The organism is Vibrio sp. 10N.222.52.B12 (assembly GCF_002875385.1).
Lineage (GTDB): Bacteria > Pseudomonadota > Gammaproteobacteria > Enterobacterales > Vibrionaceae > Vibrio > Vibrio jasicida.
In genome coordinates this window covers 210,038-226,490 of record NZ_MDAW01000095.1, presented here as the reverse complement: position 1 = coordinate 226,490, position 16,453 = coordinate 210,038, and the positions used below count along the sequence as shown (strand labels likewise).

At 43.8% G+C, this 16,453-nt stretch carries 16 protein-coding genes and 1 pseudogene; 4 read left to right on the top strand and 13 right to left on the bottom strand.

From position 1 onward, the window contains the following. Positions 1-11 precede the first annotated feature (11 nt). From BCT11_RS05180 to BCT11_RS05170, 3 genes are all read right to left on the bottom strand, one after another. Positions 12-1,568, bottom strand: a complete 1,557-nt coding sequence (locus BCT11_RS05180) for a Re/Si-specific NAD(P)(+) transhydrogenase subunit alpha (RefSeq protein ID WP_038877384.1) — start codon at positions 1,566-1,568, stop codon at positions 12-14. Positions 1,569-2,003: 435 nt separating this feature from the next. Then, the gene (locus BCT11_RS05175) at positions 2,004-2,285 is read right to left on the bottom strand and encodes an HlyU family transcriptional regulator (protein WP_038877383.1); all 282 of its coding nucleotides are present in this window, start codon (positions 2,283-2,285) and stop codon (positions 2,004-2,006) included. A 50-nt stretch (positions 2,286-2,335) separates the two neighbouring features. After that, the gene (locus tag BCT11_RS05170) at positions 2,336-2,704 is read right to left on the bottom strand and encodes a late competence development ComFB family protein (RefSeq protein WP_038870703.1); all 369 of its coding nucleotides are present in this window, start codon (positions 2,702-2,704) and stop codon (positions 2,336-2,338) included. A gap of 255 nt (positions 2,705-2,959) precedes the next feature. On the opposite strand from BCT11_RS05170, the gene BCT11_RS05165 reads away from it, so the two are divergent. After that, a complete protein-coding gene (locus BCT11_RS05165; RefSeq protein ID WP_038870701.1) occupies positions 2,960-4,204 on the top strand; it encodes a GGDEF domain-containing protein in 1,245 nt (414 codons plus the stop codon). A gap of 45 nt (positions 4,205-4,249) precedes the next feature. Here the strand turns inward: BCT11_RS05165 and BCT11_RS05160 are convergent. The 3 genes and pseudogenes from BCT11_RS05160 to BCT11_RS05150 form a co-directional block, all read right to left on the bottom strand. Continuing rightward, positions 4,250-5,222 (bottom strand): annotated as a pseudogene (locus tag BCT11_RS05160) (Solitary outer membrane autotransporter beta-barrel domain). A gap of 129 nt (positions 5,223-5,351) precedes the next feature. Further along, a complete protein-coding gene (locus tag BCT11_RS05155) occupies positions 5,352-6,302 on the bottom strand; it encodes a Solitary outer membrane autotransporter beta-barrel domain (RefSeq protein ID WP_042604259.1) in 951 nt (316 codons plus the stop codon). 35 nt (positions 6,303-6,337) lie between these two features. Continuing rightward, entirely contained in the window at positions 6,338-7,297 is a 960-nt protein-coding gene (locus BCT11_RS05150) for a diguanylate cyclase (protein ID WP_186175939.1), read from the bottom strand. A gap of 184 nt (positions 7,298-7,481) precedes the next feature. On the opposite strand from BCT11_RS05150, the gene BCT11_RS05145 reads away from it, so the two are divergent. After that, entirely contained in the window at positions 7,482-7,919 is a 438-nt protein-coding gene (locus tag BCT11_RS05145) for a DUF3069 domain-containing protein (RefSeq protein ID WP_038870697.1), read from the top strand. Positions 7,920-7,993: 74 nt separating this feature from the next. Here BCT11_RS05145 and modC read toward each other — a convergent pair whose 3' ends face one another. From modC to BCT11_RS05125, 4 genes are all read right to left on the bottom strand, one after another. Beyond that, positions 7,994-9,100 (bottom strand): molybdenum ABC transporter ATP-binding protein ModC, encoded by a 1,107-nt coding sequence (gene modC / locus BCT11_RS05140; protein WP_102387450.1) that lies wholly within the window; start codon positions 9,098-9,100, stop codon positions 7,994-7,996. Next, on the bottom strand, positions 9,097-9,786 hold the full coding sequence (gene modB / locus BCT11_RS05135; RefSeq protein WP_080869613.1) for a molybdate ABC transporter permease subunit: 690 nt from the start codon (positions 9,784-9,786) through the stop codon (positions 9,097-9,099). Before modB ends, modC begins: the two co-directional genes overlap by 4 nt. An 11-nt stretch (positions 9,787-9,797) precedes the next feature. Further along, entirely contained in the window at positions 9,798-10,550 is a 753-nt protein-coding gene (gene modA, locus BCT11_RS05130; RefSeq protein ID WP_042604218.1) for a molybdate ABC transporter substrate-binding protein, read from the bottom strand. 90 nt (positions 10,551-10,640) lie between these two features. Beyond that, the gene (locus BCT11_RS05125) at positions 10,641-12,092 is read right to left on the bottom strand and encodes a cobyric acid synthase (protein ID WP_042604219.1); all 1,452 of its coding nucleotides are present in this window, start codon (positions 12,090-12,092) and stop codon (positions 10,641-10,643) included. A 163-nt stretch (positions 12,093-12,255) separates the two neighbouring features. On the opposite strand from BCT11_RS05125, the gene BCT11_RS05120 reads away from it, so the two are divergent. Beyond that, entirely contained in the window at positions 12,256-12,627 is a 372-nt protein-coding gene (locus tag BCT11_RS05120) for a NirD/YgiW/YdeI family stress tolerance protein (RefSeq protein WP_038870691.1), read from the top strand. Positions 12,628-12,793: 166 nt separating this feature from the next. After that, the gene (locus BCT11_RS05115; RefSeq protein WP_038870690.1) at positions 12,794-13,324 is read left to right on the top strand and encodes a hypothetical protein; all 531 of its coding nucleotides are present in this window, start codon (positions 12,794-12,796) and stop codon (positions 13,322-13,324) included. Positions 13,325-13,419: 95 nt separating this feature from the next. Here BCT11_RS05115 and BCT11_RS05110 read toward each other — a convergent pair whose 3' ends face one another. From BCT11_RS05110 to BCT11_RS05100, 3 genes are all read right to left on the bottom strand, one after another. Further along, positions 13,420-14,097, bottom strand: coding sequence for an ATP-dependent zinc protease (locus tag BCT11_RS05110; protein WP_038870689.1), 678 nt, complete (start codon positions 14,095-14,097; stop codon positions 13,420-13,422). Between the two features lie 12 nt (positions 14,098-14,109). Beyond that, entirely contained in the window at positions 14,110-15,297 is a 1,188-nt protein-coding gene (locus BCT11_RS05105; RefSeq protein WP_038877373.1) for an amino acid aminotransferase, read from the bottom strand. Between the two features lie 155 nt (positions 15,298-15,452). Further along, on the bottom strand, positions 15,453-16,310 hold the full coding sequence (locus BCT11_RS05100; protein ID WP_042604220.1) for an AraC family transcriptional regulator: 858 nt from the start codon (positions 16,308-16,310) through the stop codon (positions 15,453-15,455). Positions 16,311-16,453 lie beyond the last annotated feature (143 nt).

Here is a 16,453-nt window from a genome sequence, read left to right as displayed (position 1 = left end):
GGTAACTCCTATTATTTGTCTTTGCGGAACATTTCAAGCATACGTTTGGTCACGGTAAAGCCACCAAAGATGTTTATGCTTGCAATGAGAACAGCAATGAATGATAGGAAGGTAACTACACCATTACCTTGACCAATTTGCAGTAGCGCACCCACTACGATGATGCCGGAAATCGCGTTTGTTACCGACATAAGTGGTGTATGCAGTGCGTGAGTCACGTTCCAAACTACGTAGTAACCTACCACACACGCCAATACGAAAACGGTGAAGTGTGATAGGAATGCAGCCGGAGCGACTGATGCAACCCAGCCAAACGCACCCAAACCAATAACCAGTGGTGCGAATTTCTTAACTGGTGAAGTTGGCTCTTCAACTTTCGGCTCTTTTTTGACCGGTTCTTGGGTTTTTGCTTGTGGTTGAGCAGAAACTTGAATCGGTGGTGCCGGCCAAGTGATTTCGCCTTCTTTCACGACGGTCACACCACGTAACACAACGTCTTCAAAGTCGATATCGATGTTGCCATCTTTCTCTTTGCACAACAGTTTTAGAAGGTTTACAAGGTTGGTTGCGTAGAGCTGAGAAGATTGCGTTGGCAGACGGCCTACCATGTCAGTGTAACCAACAATTTTTACGCCATTGGCTGTCGTGATGACTTTGTCTTTTTCTGTATATTCACAGTTACCGCCATTGGCAGCCGCCAGATCAACGATCACGCTGCCCGCTTTCATGCTGTCGACCATTTCTTTGGTGATCAACGTCGGTGCTGGGCGGCCAGGAATTAGCGCCGTAGTGATGATGATATCAACATCTTTCGCTTGCTCAGCGTATAGCTCAGCCGCTTTCTTGTTGAACTCATCAGACATTTCTTTGGCGTAACCGTCACCTGAGCCTGAGTCTTCTTTGAAATCTACTGTCAGGAACTCAGCGCCCATCGATTCGACTTGTTCTTTCACTTCAGGACGAACGTCGAAAGAACGAACGATTGCGCCAAGGCTACCAGCCGCACCGATTGCTGCAAGTCCAGCGACACCTGCACCAGCAACTAACACTTTAGCTGGTGGTACTTTACCAGCGGCAGTAATTTGGCCTGTGAAGAAACGACCGAATTCATGAGCAGCTTCAACCACTGCTCGATAACCGGCGATGTTAGCCATAGAAGAGAGTGCGTCTAATGCTTGCGCACGTGAGATACGAGGAACGGAGTCCATTGCGAGAACGTTGATGTTCTTGCTTGAGAGCTGTTCCATTAACTCCGCGTTTTGCGCTGGCCAGATAAAGCTAACCAATGTTGCGCCATCTTGTAACAATGCGATCTCATCGATGCCATTTTCTTCATCAACATGAGGCGCATTCACTTTAAGAATTAAGCCTGATTGCCATACTTCGTCGCTAGATACAATTGTCGCCCCTGCTGCTTCATAAGCCGCATTGTCGAAACTGGCTAGCACCCCCGCTTGTGATTCGATTGCGACATCGAACCCCAACTTAATTAACTGCTCAACCGATTTAGGTGATGCAGCTACTCGCGATTCACCCGCGAGTATTTCTCTAGGTACACCGATTTGCAAAACGCATACTCCTTGTATACATATCAATAATTAGTCCCAAAACAGAGCGTTGCTCTACTCTAATTCTTTTTTATTTCTATCTGTTTACTACGCAAGAAAACGCAAACGAATGATGGTGTTTTGGGTCACCCATTTGCACAGTCAAATCTTGACTAACAGCCCTGTTATTCTTCTGTTTTTAACGAACGTCCATCATGACTTCAAGTATTTTGTAATAAAAATACTAAATTTCATTACATATAACGCGAAGTAATGAATAATTCTCTACTTCGCGCTGAAAAATAACAACGATTAGCGCCACTAGACAGAGGTCTAACCAGTTGAATGTTAAGTGGTTAATTTAACAGGCAATTAAGCCATAAAAAGAAAGAGAGCCATCAGCATATACACTAATGGCTCTCTTGGAGATGATTCGAATCAAGTTGCAGTGAGTTCTTAATTGAAGATTTTTTCACCCATTTGGTCGATGAACATCTGCGCTTTTTTCAGCATCAGCTCATTGGCGTCTTGTTCTGATCCTATCAAGTCGGAACGAATAAAACGGTGGGTTTTCACTTCTCCATCGAACTCTTTCTCAATCCGTCCTGCAATGCGGTACTGACCACCTTCTGAAATACTCTCTTGGTAAATCAAAAAGCCTTTATATTCGACGGGGTCTACGGTTTTAACTGCGGCAGTTTTATCACCACCACCAAACAAGCGCGAAAAGAATCCCACAATTCCTCCTTGGGTATGCCTTATCTATTTAAGACTGATTAAGACACTCATTACTTAATGTTGACGTTGAGAATTGGCTTCTCAAACCAATCCAGTTCTTTGTCTTCATCATAACTGGTATGCGAGAAAATTACAGGTACATCATTGTTACGATTCGTGCGTCGATCTTCTTGCACCATTGCTGCTGCATTTTCTACCGCGATATAGACACTATCTTTAAACTGCGTCAGTTTACGCTCAGGTAGAGCAGACAGAAAATCGATATCATGGCGGATATAAACTGGTTTTAATTGGATCAGCGCCAAGCAAGCAATGTCAGCCAACTGTTCATGATCAAACTGATCGACGTATCGCTCTGAAGAGAGTTCTTGCCCTACGAGGGTCTCCATATAATTGTGTACATCTGAACTGATTTGCATCGATTTTTCTCCTTTGCTCAACACTACGAAATTATAGCAGTCACAACTATCGTGCAACTTGTTGATTGGTCTTAATTTAATCAACCTCTCTCTTTTTGTAATCATCGACTGTAAAACACTTGGAAAATTCGCAAATACACGTATTCTTGTTAGTTTTGAAAGCGTCAGAATATATACTGCCCACACACGGTATTAATTGAATGCTTAATGTAACTCTTTAGATATACTCAACTATTTGCAGGTGATTTGTAGTAGATGGCTTCATCTTTAATGACCTCTCCAGGCTTTCGGTTTCTATTTCCAATAATACTGTTGGGTATGATCAGCTTGGGTATGGATAGCATCATTCAGATGACTCAGTCTAACTGGGGCATTGCGTCGAATTTGCCATATATTTTGTTGGGCTGTGCACTGTTAATGTGTTACTCATTCAAGCAAGGTCGCGAGTCTATGGTTTGCATTGCCATGCTACTCGCCTACTTCGTAATCCAACATCGCCTACAAGTTCCGCTTCAAACGGGAACTGCGCTTTTAGAGCTCACCATTTTAGCGAGTCTTTTACCCGTCTCTTTCCTAGCGGTGTTTCTGTTCAATAAAGAAGGTTTCGATTCCAAAGCCACGTTAGCCTACATTTTTGTGCTGGTTATGTTTGTCTTTTGGTCCTATGTGACGCTGACCTATTACGTAGAAGGTGGATTCGATGAGTGGACCAATGGCATCTTGTTTATTGTTCCCAAGGTTTCCAAACTTCCTCTAGTACTTGTGCTCTATTGCGTTGGTATTGTGTGCTTCCTTGGCATTTTGGTGCTGAAGAAGAATAAGATTATTCACGCGATGACTTACTCTGCGATGGTGTTAGCCTCGGCGACGTTTATCTTCTTCGACGTCCAATATATCTCTAGCACCATGTTTACGCTAACGGGCCTATTGATCATCATTTACTCCACATCGGCGAGCCATCAACTGGCTTTTACTGATAGCTTAACGCTCATTCCTAGCCGTCGTGCGTTGGATCTGGACCTTAAGCATATGGGACGTAAGTTCACCATTGCGATGCTGGATGTTGATCATTTTAAGAAGTTTAATGACACCTACGGCCACGACACCGGTGATGATGTGTTAAAGATGGTGGCTTCGCGCCTAATGAAGACACAAGGTGGAGCAAAGGTGTATCGTTTTGGTGGTGAAGAGTTCACCATTGTCTTTAAAGGTAAGTACACCGAAGACTGCGAAGCTCATGTGGAAGAAGTTCGCGAATTGATTGCTGAATATGAAATGATTCTACGCGATCAAGACAGTCGACCTGATGACAACAAACAAGGCCGCAAAAAGCGCGGAAGTGCTGATTCAAAGAAAAAGACCGTATCTGTCACTGCGAGTTTTGGGGTTGCAGACAGCCGTAGTGCACGAAACCCAACTGACGTGATTAAACTTGCTGATGACGCCCTGTATAAAGCCAAAAAAGCGGGCAGAAACTGTGTGAAGTTCTGCCACGCTTAATTGTCCTATTTTCTGCTTACAAGAGTCGTTGAAATCTGAAAAGCGTTAAACTTGGTTGAAGAACATGACCAAACTACCCCTTTAAACGCACTGCCATAGTTGAGACTCATCCCTAAACCTATGTTCACCACAAATGGGATTTTAATCGGTGGTGTCATAAGCCAACCCATACTCGCTTCGTAGTAGTGATCCGTGTTTAACGGTTTCTTGGTATCGCCACCTATATCAACTCGGTTGAAGCTGGTATAAAACGACTGAACCATGTTTTGCCATATCGCTAGACGGTGAAAGACCTTTACGCCATTAACCCAATACCAGCCTTCAGGGTTAATTACGTTGTCACCTTTTCCGAGGTTGACACCAACGCCGTTAAAGTAATGTGGTGAAGACCAAAAGTACCATTGACCAAAATGACCATAAGGGCTGTATTTTAGTGTCGCATTAACCTCGCCGACCATTGCTAACGCGTTGGTATTGACATAAATACCATCAATTTGGTCACGATAATCCTCCAACGTATCACTACGATAAGCGTAATTATTTTGGTAGTACATGATGTGCGTTCCCGCCGCTGCGCCCAACGTAATATTGCGATTTAAATAAGCCTCTTGCTCAACTTCTAAGTAGCCACCCAAAACAAGCTCATCAAGGTCGTCAGGAGTGTCGGCATTTAACGCGGACACTTTTTGTTGAGAAGAAAGCAGGTAGCCTCGCCCGTTCACTTTTGCCTGGTATGGGGAATAACGGTAATTGCTCGCCGGAATACTGAATGGCAACGACAATACGGAGATTTTCTTCCGAAGGTCGACGGATTCGTTATCACCTAAAGAATCATCATCGAGATTGAGGTATTCGTTAGGGTCAAAGTTTGAGAAGCCAAAGGTGAACACATCACTGTCTGAAAGGACAATGCTGGAGGCGAAGTTATAATCGAACTCTTTTGCAGCTGCTTTTCAACGGTGCTGGAATAAGATGAAGTAGAAGCGAAACACATCGCTAAACAAGCCAACTTACGCATAACTTTTATAGGTTTGTTATTGTCGTTCCATGACTTGGTTTATGTGCTTATGTTCCTATTAAGCAAAATGGGGCGCGATTTTGGCTCGCCGAGTGAGGAAATGCAATGGTTTTCTTTGCCATTGCGGAATTACTCCTGATTAAAGAACAAAACAAGGCTTCCACCTTTTAGTGCACTGCCGTAATTGACGGACAGGCCGAGACCTATGTTATCAATCCATTCGCTTTTAAACGGTGGTGTCATTAACCAACCAAAGCTTGCTTCATAGTAGTGTGAGGTATTCATCGGTTTACTCGTATCACCGCCAACATCAACTCGATTGAAACTGGTGTATACAGACTGGACGGTTCTGCCCACTTTGGTGATGTCGTAAAACAATTTGACGCCGTTCACCCAATACCAGCCTTCTGGGTTTCCTATATCGCCATTATTTCCTTCGCCCCAACCCATTCCATAAAAGTAATGTGGCGACGACCAAACGTACCATTTCCCCCAATTTTCATTTTCGAGGTACTTGAGTTCTGCGTTGACCTCTCCGACCAACGCCCAAGCATCGGTATTGAGGTAAACTCCCTCTATATAAGGCTTAAGGTTATCGAGCGCATCACTACGGTAAGAATACTCGTTGCGGTAATACATCAGGTGAGCTCCGGCGGCGCCACTCAATGATAGATGTTCTGTGAGTTGGTTTTGTTGTTCAATTTCGGTGTAAGACCCTAAGATAAGCTCTTTGTTTCGATCGGGCACTTTGTCTTCATTGACGGTCACATCTTGGTCGATACCTAACGCATATAATCGACCTTTGAGATTATATTTAACTGGGGCAGTTTTATCTTCAGAAAGAGATAAGTGATAAGGGAGTGTGGACAGCGCAACCTGTTTTCTCAGGTCGACAGAGTCTTGGGTACCAATATCTTCATTATCAATATTAAGATATTTATTGGGGTCGAAATCATGAAAGCCTAAGGTAAAGACATCACTGTCAGAGAGCACAATGCCAATCGCGAAGTTGCGCTCAAACTCTTTTTGTAGCGTTTGCTGGACGGGGTTTGCGTGACAAAAACCAGAGATAAGTGACATCGTCACAATAATGATTTTGCAATTAAGCTTCTGAATCAACGAGCATTTACCACAGTGTATGTATTTCTTCCTAGAGACTTTGACGAATAAAGCGCTCTATCTGCCGTTGCGTACAATTCTGCTATGTTGTCTTTACCTGTTGGTTGAAAGGCAAAGACCCCTTGTGACACCGTCACTCTATTTGCAATGCTAGAGTATGCATGTGGATAGTCGAGGAAGTACATGGCCTCTTGCACGCGTTCGGCTTCCCTTTCTGCAGTTTTCGCATCCGTGCTATTGAGAAGAATGACAAATTCTTCCCCACCATAACGCCCGACATACTCTCCAGAACGACAGAACGTTGCTTTGAGTTGATTTGCAATCGCTTGCAGACAGCGATCCCCTTCTATGTGCCCATAGTTGTCATTGAACGGCTTAAAGAAATCAACGTCGAGTAAGATGAGGGCCATTGGCATATGATGACGGCCATGCCAAGCAATCATGGTTTCAAACTTTTGATCGATATAGCGGCGGTTATACAACTTCGTTAGACCATCTTCATTGGCTTGCTGTTGTAATCTTGAGTTCATCTCTTCTAGTTGTGCGGTCGCCTGTTTCAGCTCTCGTCTCATGTGAGCAATACGTTGCATTGCCATCAACTTCGAATTAAGAACAAGCTTGTCGACAGGTTTGATAAGGTAATCATCCCCGCCGGCCTCAATAGCTTTGGCGATCATTTCTGGTTCCTCATGGCTACTGAGGAAGATGATTGGGATCCAGTCCGGGAACGTTTCTCTGATATGAAGTGATACTTCAAAGCCATTCATGTCTGGCATAGCGATATCTAGCAGAACCAGTTCTGGGTCGAAGCTTTCATAAGTATTTAATGCTTCTAGACCACTTCCAACGGCTTTAACAATATGACCTTGTTGTTTCAAACGGATAGCCAACTGCATTCGATCCAGCTGAACGTCATCAACCAGTAGAATGCGCATCGATGTCCCTGTCGGTTGCATAGCGCGTCCCATTCTTTTGTAAGTCTTTATTAAACATATATCATACTCACGAGATTGTTGCATTACGCCACTCATTTAGTGCTATATTTTTTTGTTAAGTGGTCACGGAATCAAATGCTTCTTATGGTAGCTATTTGATGCATTTGGTATTAATATTCCCGCCTTTTGTAACGAGAGACACACCATGTCAGAAGCAACTAACAACGAAAGCAAAAAAATCGATCTAGAAACCATTTCTCCTGAACTACGTAAAGTTATCGAATTTGACGAAGTTCCAGAGCAAATGTTCGAGATGGTTACCTCTATCCATGAAGTGTCTGAAGAAGCTGTTCGTGCGTCTTGGGACGAAATGCCTGCAAGTGCACAAAACATTCTGGACAACTTTGAGCAATTCCACGCTCTAGTAACGGTTGGCCAAGCATTCGCTGGTCTAAACGTAATGGAAGAATTCCCAACGCTTAATCTGCCTGAAAACATGACAGATGAAGACAAAGAAGACTACCGTTCTCAACTTCTTGACAATGTTCTTCACAACTGTGTGAAAGACATGGTTAAGCAACTTAAGAAAGCGCGTCGCGATCCTCTTCTTAAGCGTGAATTTAAAGAAGTATTTGTGAAGTAATTCTTCCCATTTACTTCAGTTAAGTTAAAGGCCGCAATTGCGGCCTTTTTTATTTCGTATAATCTGGTTACGCGCTAGTGATGCGCCAACGAGATATCTCTCTGCGTTACACTGACCCCTTTTACTTGTGCGTACACCATGTCACCGACTTTTAAATTCAAATCATCCAACGCCCAAGGCGTAATGGTCGCCCATAAGTGGCAGTCAGTATCTAACTTCAGCGATACCGTAATACTTTGTTTGTCTTCGCCAGCATTGAATTCTTCAATGGATGCAACGGTCGCTGACAGTACATTACGAATAGACGTCGCAACTGGTTTTTCCAAAGCTATAGAGACATCATTGGCACGCACTTGCAGGCGAATTGACGTATCTGGCTCACCATCGACCTTTTGAACCCACAAACAAGCCTTTGGTGCGAGCTTTACGCACGTTAACGCGTATTTGTCATGATGGGTCGCAATTTTGCCCTCAAACAAGCTACTGTGATCGGAAAATGACTGCCACGGACGCATCGCATGAGACGCCCATACTTCTTCAAGCTTACCTGACGTCATGATTCGTCCCTTGTCGAGAATCGAAAGGTGTTGGGCCAAGCGTAGGATTTCTTGCAAGCTATGCGTAACGTACACGATCGGAATGTTGACCTGCTCAGACAACTCTTCTAAAAATGGCATGACTTCTCGCTTACGTGGCATATCTAAGGAAGCCAAAGGTTCATCCATCAAAAGCAGATTAGGCTTAGAAAGTAGTGCTCGCGCAATGGCTACACGTTGCTTTTCACCGCCCGACAAAGAAACTGGGAAGCGTTTTAACAGTGGTTTAATAGCAAGTAATTCTGTGACCTTATCGAAATACTCTTCATCTTTTTCTACAACACCATAGAGCAAGTTTCCTTTTACTGAATAATGCGGAAACAAGCGAGAATCTTGAAATACATAACCAATTTTGCGCTTATGCGTCGGTAGATTAATACCCGCATCACTATTGAAAAGGATGTGCTCGCCAATCGCCACTTTGCCTTGCTGTGGTGTAACTAATCCACTAATAACGTTAATTAGAGTCGTTTTTCCGGCTCCGGAACGACCAAATAGCGCACTTATTCCGTTACGCGGTAACGACAGATTAATGTCAAAGTTGGTTTCACCAAGTGATTGTTTAAATTGAATTTCTATACTCATCGCTTGGCCCCCAGACGCGCTGCGGCTTTACGATTTAACCATTCTGAGATCATTAACGTCGACAGAGCTAAGGCAATAGAAATGATGCACAAGCGCGCGGCCTCCATTTCAGCACCAGGCGTTTCTATAAAGTTGTACATAGCTAGTGGGATGGTTTGCGTTTCCCCTGGTATGTTCGAAACGAAGCTGATAGTGGCACCGAACTCTCCTAAACTGCGTGCAAACGAGAGCATGGTACCAGTGATGATTCCAGGAATAGTTAACGGAAGCGTAATTGTGACAAAGACTTTTAACGGCGACGCTCCGAGGGTTGACGCTGCGTGTTCTAATTTGGGGTCAATCGTATCTAAACTCAATCGAACCGAACGGACCATTAATGGTAAGGCAACGACGATACAGGCGATGACGGCCCCCTTCCAGTTGAAACTGAATATTAAACCAAAGTGTTCATATAGCCACCCACCCAAGTATCCTTGACGACCGAGAGAGATCAGTAGCAAGTAACCAATAACCACAGGAGGTAATACGAGTGGAAGATGAATCAAGCTGTCTAATATGGACTTACCGATAAACTCTTTTCTAGACAGTAACCAAGCGAGAGCAACGCCTATTGGAATCAACCAAACGACGGCATAGGTGCCGACTTTTAGGCTTAGCATTAAGGCTTGGTATTCAAGTTCTGACACTCTGATCCCTTTTATTGAAAACCGTAATGAGCAAAGACTTGTTTTGCTTCATCCGACTTCAAGTACTGGAAGAATTGTTTTGATTGTATTGAGTCTTTCACAATCGCGGCTGGGTAAACGATGTCTGCGTGAGTATCGCTTGCAAATTCTCCAACTATTTTCACCTTAGTTGTCAATTGTGCATCCGTTTTGTAGACCACTCCCAACGGGGCTTCCGCTCGCTCTACTAGCGCAAGTGCAAGACGAACGTTCTTTGCTGGAGCAATTTGACGTTCTAGTACTTTCCACACGCCAAGGTTAGTTAAAGACTCTCTTGCATACATTCCGACAGGAACGGACACTGGATTGCCTAGAGCAAGGCGGTTGCCGTCCAGTGCCTCATTCCAAGCATCAGCATCAGAGAAATCAAATGTTGCAATACTGCTATTTTGCGGCGCAATGACAATGAGGGAATTTTGCACTAAAGTAGTGACATTGTCACTCTTTACGGCTTTTGATTTTACTAGGTAATTCATCCATTTAGTGTTTGCAGAGATAAACACATCGGCCGGTGCGCCATTTAGAATTTGGCGAGCAATGGATGATGAACCACCGTATACAGGTGTGACTGATACATCGTATTTTTGCTCGAATTTTTGAGCAATATCATCAATCGCATTAGTCATTGACGACGCTGCATAAATTTTTAAGTCAGTTGCCGCGTTTGCTGCTGATGAAACGCTCAATATTGCCACTAGGCAAGCATGAATTTTCCATGCTTTCATAAAAACACTCCGGTGCTAGACAGGCAGAAGATGAATGAGTGGAAAGCAATCTCCACTTTTATTTATGCTTCAGACAGTTAAAAACTGGTTTTATTTGAACAGAAAGTCAAGATTCATATGTTGTTCTATCGCATCTGCAATTCGATTAATGCCCTGTTCTTTGAGCTGTTCAAAGTCTTGTTGTTTGATTTGAGTGCCGTTTACCCATTCTGAAACAAGGCTCAAGATATCTGCCTCATCGAAGAACCCGTGTAGGTAGGTTCCCATGATTTGGCCACATTCACTAAGCGCGCCTTCTGCTTCGCCAGAATTTAACTTGATAGGTTGAGCGCCCTGCACTTCACTTCTTCCCACATGGATTTCATAACCTTTCACATTGGCTTTTTTACCGTTAAGAGAAAGCTCTGCTCGTGTGTTTGTAAGCTGTTTGCTATCGGTTAGAGTTGTGGTGATGTCTAACAAACCAAGGCCTTCACTACGACCAGGCCGGCCCTCTACGCCACTTGGGTCATCAATTAAGTTGCCAAGCATCTGGTAGCCGCCACAGATGCCAATGACTTTGCCGCCCAAGCGAATGTGGCGTTGAATGTCTTTGTCCCACCCTTGGCTACGTAGATAATCCAAATCGTCTCGGACTGATTTAGTACCCGGCAAGATAACGAGATCGGCTTTATCGATCTTCTCACCTTTGCCAACGTAGCGAAGGTTAATGTCTGGATTTAGACGCAACACATCAAAATCAGTATGGTTACTAATGCGCGTTAAAACTGGTACCACGACATTGAGTTTAACTTGTGAAGACAGCTCTTGCTGAACCGTTATAGCATCTTCTGCTTCAAGGTTTAACCCGTGAATGTACGGCAATACTCCGAGTACAGGTTTGCCCGTTTTATCTTCTAACCAATCCAGACCAGATTCAAGCAAGCTGATGTCGCCACGGAAGCGATTAATTACGAAACCTTTAACGCGCGCTTGTTCAGATTCGGATAGCAACGCTAGCGTCCCGTAAAGATGGGCAAACACGCCACCGCGGTCGATATCTGCAATAATAATGACGGGAACGTCTGCTTCCTCGGCAAATCCCATGTTGGCGATATCATTTTCTCTTAAGTTGATTTCTGCTGGACTGCCAGCGCCTTCAATCATCACGGATTCGAATTCTTCGGTCAGTTTAGAGAAAGAGTCTAATACCGTGCCCATTGCGACTTTTTTGTAATCGTGAAAGCCGACAGCATCCATATTGGACAATGCTTTACCTTGTAAGATAATTTGAGCGCCCGTATCGCTGTTTGGCTTAATCAACACAGGGTTCATATGAACCGTAGGCTCGACGTTGCAGGCTTGCGCTTGAACGGCTTGAGCACGTCCAATCTCACCGCCATCTTTCGTTACTGCACTGTTTAAAGCCATGTTCTGCGGCTTGAACGGGGCAACTTTTATCCCTCTACGAGCTAATACACGGCATAAACCTGCCACAAGGACGCTTTTTCCGGCATCTGAAGTTGTGCCTTGAACCATTAATGAAGGGATTGGTGATTTCATGAACGTTTAATAAGAGAAAAAAGAAGGTGCACAATCATAACGTTATCTCAGCATAGGACTCAAGAAAATGAATCGAATATGAATGTTCGAATCAGTAATGGTTCAAATAAGGTTTGTTTTAATAGCACCATCAAAACAAACACTTTAATAGAGAAACCAAATTATGAAAAACACTGTTATCGCTACTATCGCTGCACTTGCTATCGCTCCTACTGTTGCAATGGCTAAAGACCACAACCACGGTCAATCAAGCATTCAATTTAATGGTCCTGTAACGGTTGAAAAAGTCGATGCATTGATTAAAGACTCAAGCATGTTCACTGAGAAAGACGTGGTCGTAGAAGGCAACCTACTTCGTCAAACACGCTCAGACCAGTTTATCTTTAGCGATGGCTCTGGCGAGATCATGGTTGAGTTGGACGACGACATCCGTCTAGCGACACCAATTGACCAGACTACAAAAGTTCGTCTATTTGGTGAGTTTGAAGGCGGTAGTAAGCCAGAGATCGAAGTTGAACACTTAGTGGTGATGTAAGCACTGCTCTCTTGCCGCTTAATTGGGCGTCATCACCATGATCATAAGCACTTTGTCCTAGTGCATTAGGTGACGGAAAACGCCTAAAATGATACTTTGTAAATCTTGGTCTGCATTTTGCAGACCTTTTTTTCGTTCGTATTATTTTTCTTGCCCGGAGACACCCATGCTAGGTAAAGCTCTAAAGGTTGCTGCCTTTGGTTTGTGCGCTGTTTTGCCACTTTCTGCTCACGCAAACAATTTCAACTACAACACAATGGAATTCCGCATGGGTACCAGCCCAGGTACGTTTGGTGGGGAAGTCACAACCTACTTTACTGAAAATACGCATTTTATTGGACGTGCTGATAGTGAATTCAGTGGTGATTGGGATGTTGCAGGCGGTATTGGCTTCAATGGTCCTGCAGGCCAATTTGCTGATATTTATGGTCAAATGTTGGTTCACAACATCAAACAAGACAATGGCGACGGTGATGAGTGGAAAACAGAAGTAAACATCGGCACTCGAGTCTGGTTTATGCAGAACATTGAACTACATGGTCGTATTGGCCAACTGATTGACAACGATGACTCTAAGACTATCTATAACCTAGGTGCACGCTTTCACTCTACGCAACAACTGTCGTTGGGTGCGGATTTAAAAAATAACGGTACTTACGGCCAACAGCTTGTTTTATCAGCACGCTTTGCTTACTAAGTTGTTCGACATTAAAGTTCAATAACGCATTGATATTATGTAAAAAAGCCTCTCGAATGAGAGGCTTTTTTTTGCTTGCTACGTGAAGCAGAGATTTACTTGCCGCTTGGCTTGTTTTGAACATACTTCTTAGATACGTCTACAACAGCAACGTCGCGGAAGAAGCTTCGACCAAGTAGGATTGGGAAATTCATGTGGCCTCGCTCAGCCAGTGTGAATTCCGTTTTCTCTTTTAGGTCACCAACTTGAATGTAAGCTACAACAACAGCGCGCTTATCTACTTCTTCTGAAGAGGATTGACGAACTTTTGCCCAACGTTCAACAGGTAACTTGAACTCTTTGCTCGCTTTACCATTAATATCGATTTTAAACTTAACCCAGTCTTTACCATCTCGTTCAAACGGCACTATTTCTGTCGCGCTGATTGATGATGTGGTTGCACCGGTATCGACACGACCTTTAAATGTTTGGTCAATGTCTGGTACATAAACCCACTCTTCCGAACCAAGGATCAACATGCCATCAGGTGTTTTCTTTGCCTGCGGTGGTTTTGCCGGTTTAGGATCGGGTTTCTTCTCAGGCTTAGTTTCCGGTTTTTGTTCCGGCTTCACCTCGGGTTTTGGGTCTACTTCTGGTTTTACATCCGGTTTTTCTACCGGCTGCTCCACGACTGGTTTTTCTGGCTCAACAGGCTCAGTCGTCGTCGGTGTCGACGTACAAGCAATAAGACCACCGCTCATCATTAGCGGCAGAATCAGTTTCCAGTTCTTCATTAACTCTCCCAATTAACGTTGAGATATTTTTTGGATCGCGTCAGCAACGTAAGGAATATGAGTTTCGGTTAAACCAGCGATGTTGATTCGACCATCACCGACACCATAAATGCCATAATCTTCACGCAGTTGCGCCATTTGGTTTTCACTAAAGCCTAGCACAGTAAACATGCCTTTGTGACTCTCAATGAAATCAAATTGATCTGTATTATGGTTGTTTCTCAATTCGTTACACAAAGTTTGACGAAGATTCAACAAGCGCTGCTGCATTTCGTTCAATTCTTGTTTCCAAACGGAAGTGAGGCTTGCATCTTGAAGAATAGTTTTTACTAATGCTGCGCCGTGATCTGGCGGCATAGTGTATGTTGAACGTGCTAGCGTAAGCAGTTTACCTTTCGCATTCGCCACATCTTTTGCATTCTTGCCGATCACAATCGCTGCACCGGTACGTTCACGGTACAAACCAAAGTTTTTAGAACAAGAAGTCGTGATCAGCATTTCTTCAACGTTGTCAGCCATAAAGCGAAGACCTTTTGCGTCTTCTTCTAAGCCGTCACCAAAACCTTGGTAAGCAATATCTACGAATGGCGTAAAACCATTTTTTTGAGAAAGCTCAGTGATTGTCTGCCACGCTGAAAAATCAATATCTGCACCCGTTGGGTTGTGGCAACAACCATGCAGAAGTACTACATCAGAAGGACCAGCTTTAGAAAGGTCTTCGAGCATTTTTGCTGTATCGACTTGCTTGGTTTCTGGAGAGAAGTAATGGTAGAACTTAACTTTCAGCCCAGCCGCTTCCATCACTGGTTTGTGATTTACGTAGCTAGGATTTGAAATCCAAACCGTCGTATCTGGTTGTGCGACCTTCATTAGGTCACCCAGCATACGCAATGCACCACTTGCTCCAGGCGTTTGAATAGCAGCAACGCGATCTGTGGCTGATGTTCCCGTTAGAAGGAGGTCGATCATGCTTTGGTTGAATTCTTCACAGCCTGCAAGACCAACATAAGACTTAGTCTTTTGGTTCTCAACGACCACTTCTTGTGCCATTTGAATTGCTTTCATGATTGGTGTTTCGCCAGCGCTGTTTTTGTATACGCCAATACCAAGGTCAACCTTGTTAGGGCGTTCATCGCCGCGGTATGCGACGGAAAGAGATAAAATAGGATCTAATACAGGAGTTGGTAGATTAGAAAGCATGAAAGTCATAACCCTTTGAAATTCAAGTATCGAACCTCACGGTAACACTTTCGTTAAAAATGGCGAAAGGATTTTTAACGGATTTCATCAATTAGAGGACAAAATACTGGGAACGAACGCGTTTTATGATCTCAATCGGTTATAAAAAGAACGATTCACTCATCCGAGTTTGAGTCAAGTTTACCATTCTTTCTAAATTCACGTGGGGTCATGCTCGACCAGGCTTTAAAACGGGTACTGAAGTTCGCACTAGTAGGATACCCCACGATTTCACCAATGTGTTGAATTGACCATTCTGTCGAACGCAACAATCGAGCTGCATATTCCATCCGCATGCGTGTGAGATGTGCTATCGGACTTCTTCCAAATTGTTGATGAGTTAAACGATGAAGGTGCGGCTCAGAACAAGGATATAGCGCTGCGAGTTGTTCAACTGTCCAATCTTTATGAAGTTGCCGTTGCACTAGATCGAACACACGTCGTAGTTTTAATTGATTACGCGAAAGGGAATCTGAGTGTGGCATATTTAGCATAAGCTCTAATTGAGCAACACTGTGAGCTCCTACCTCACCTCCGTAGTCAATAGGCAAGTTGATACTGCGCAGTAGCGTTTGAATGCAGGAATACAGCACTTCTGGTGCAGGGGTCAGTTGGTATTCGATCTCTTCATTAACCATTGGCCATTCTTTATCTTGTGAAAGGAAAACCCAAGCGATTTGCCATGTTTCATCTTCCATCCCAAATCCATTTTCCGTTCCAGCTGGAACAATTACTAATGACCCCGGTTCTAACTCATATCGACATGCCCCGCTCTCTAGCCAACCTCTTCCACGGACGGTGTATAACAACATGTGCTTTTTTTGGTTTTTGCGATAAACGGAAAAAAAATCTCGGCAAGTAGCGATTCCACATTGGACAATACCGCGTTCTTCAAGCGCAAGTACACGGGTATGATCGATGAGTTCTTGATAGGTTTTATCTGAAATGGTGTAGCGTTCTTGTTTTTCTTCCATGATTCATCGACTCACTAAGGTACTTTCGTCTCGGAGTTAGAGTAACTCCCACAGAGACTGGATAGTTTCGCAAAACTATTGGATGTCTTTGAAAAATACACCGCTAAATCATGTGGATAAACTACTCGCATTATTCTTAGAGG

Bases quoted from the DNA above. Each gene is read 5' to 3' on its own strand.
- BCT11_RS05170 (WP_038870703.1), bottom strand. From the start codon at position 2,704: ATGCAAATCAGTTCAGATGTACACAATTATATGGAGACCCTCGTAGGG.
- BCT11_RS05165 (WP_038870701.1), top strand. From the start codon at position 2,960: ATGGCTTCATCTTTAATGACCTCTCCAGGCTTTCGGTTTCTATTTCCA.
- BCT11_RS05155 (WP_042604259.1), bottom strand. From the start codon at position 6,302: ATGTCACTTATCTCTGGTTTTTGTCACGCAAACCCCGTCCAGCAAACG.
- BCT11_RS05150 (WP_186175939.1), bottom strand. From the start codon at position 7,297: ATGCAACCGACAGGGACATCGATGCGCATTCTACTGGTTGATGACGTT.
- BCT11_RS05145 (WP_038870697.1), top strand. From the start codon at position 7,482: ATGTCAGAAGCAACTAACAACGAAAGCAAAAAAATCGATCTAGAAACC.
- modC (WP_102387450.1), bottom strand. From the start codon at position 9,100: ATGAGTATAGAAATTCAATTTAAACAATCACTTGGTGAAACCAACTTT.
- modA (WP_042604218.1), bottom strand. From the start codon at position 10,550: ATGAAAGCATGGAAAATTCATGCTTGCCTAGTGGCAATATTGAGCGTT.
- BCT11_RS05125 (WP_042604219.1), bottom strand. From the start codon at position 12,092: ATGAAATCACCAATCCCTTCATTAATGGTTCAAGGCACAACTTCAGAT.
- BCT11_RS05120 (WP_038870691.1), top strand. From the start codon at position 12,256: ATGAAAAACACTGTTATCGCTACTATCGCTGCACTTGCTATCGCTCCT.
- BCT11_RS05115 (WP_038870690.1), top strand. From the start codon at position 12,794: ATGCTAGGTAAAGCTCTAAAGGTTGCTGCCTTTGGTTTGTGCGCTGTT.
- BCT11_RS05110 (WP_038870689.1), bottom strand. From the start codon at position 14,097: ATGAAGAACTGGAAACTGATTCTGCCGCTAATGATGAGCGGTGGTCTT.
- BCT11_RS05105 (WP_038877373.1), bottom strand. From the start codon at position 15,297: ATGCTTTCTAATCTACCAACTCCTGTATTAGATCCTATTTTATCTCTT.
- BCT11_RS05100 (WP_042604220.1), bottom strand. From the start codon at position 16,310: ATGGAAGAAAAACAAGAACGCTACACCATTTCAGATAAAACCTATCAA.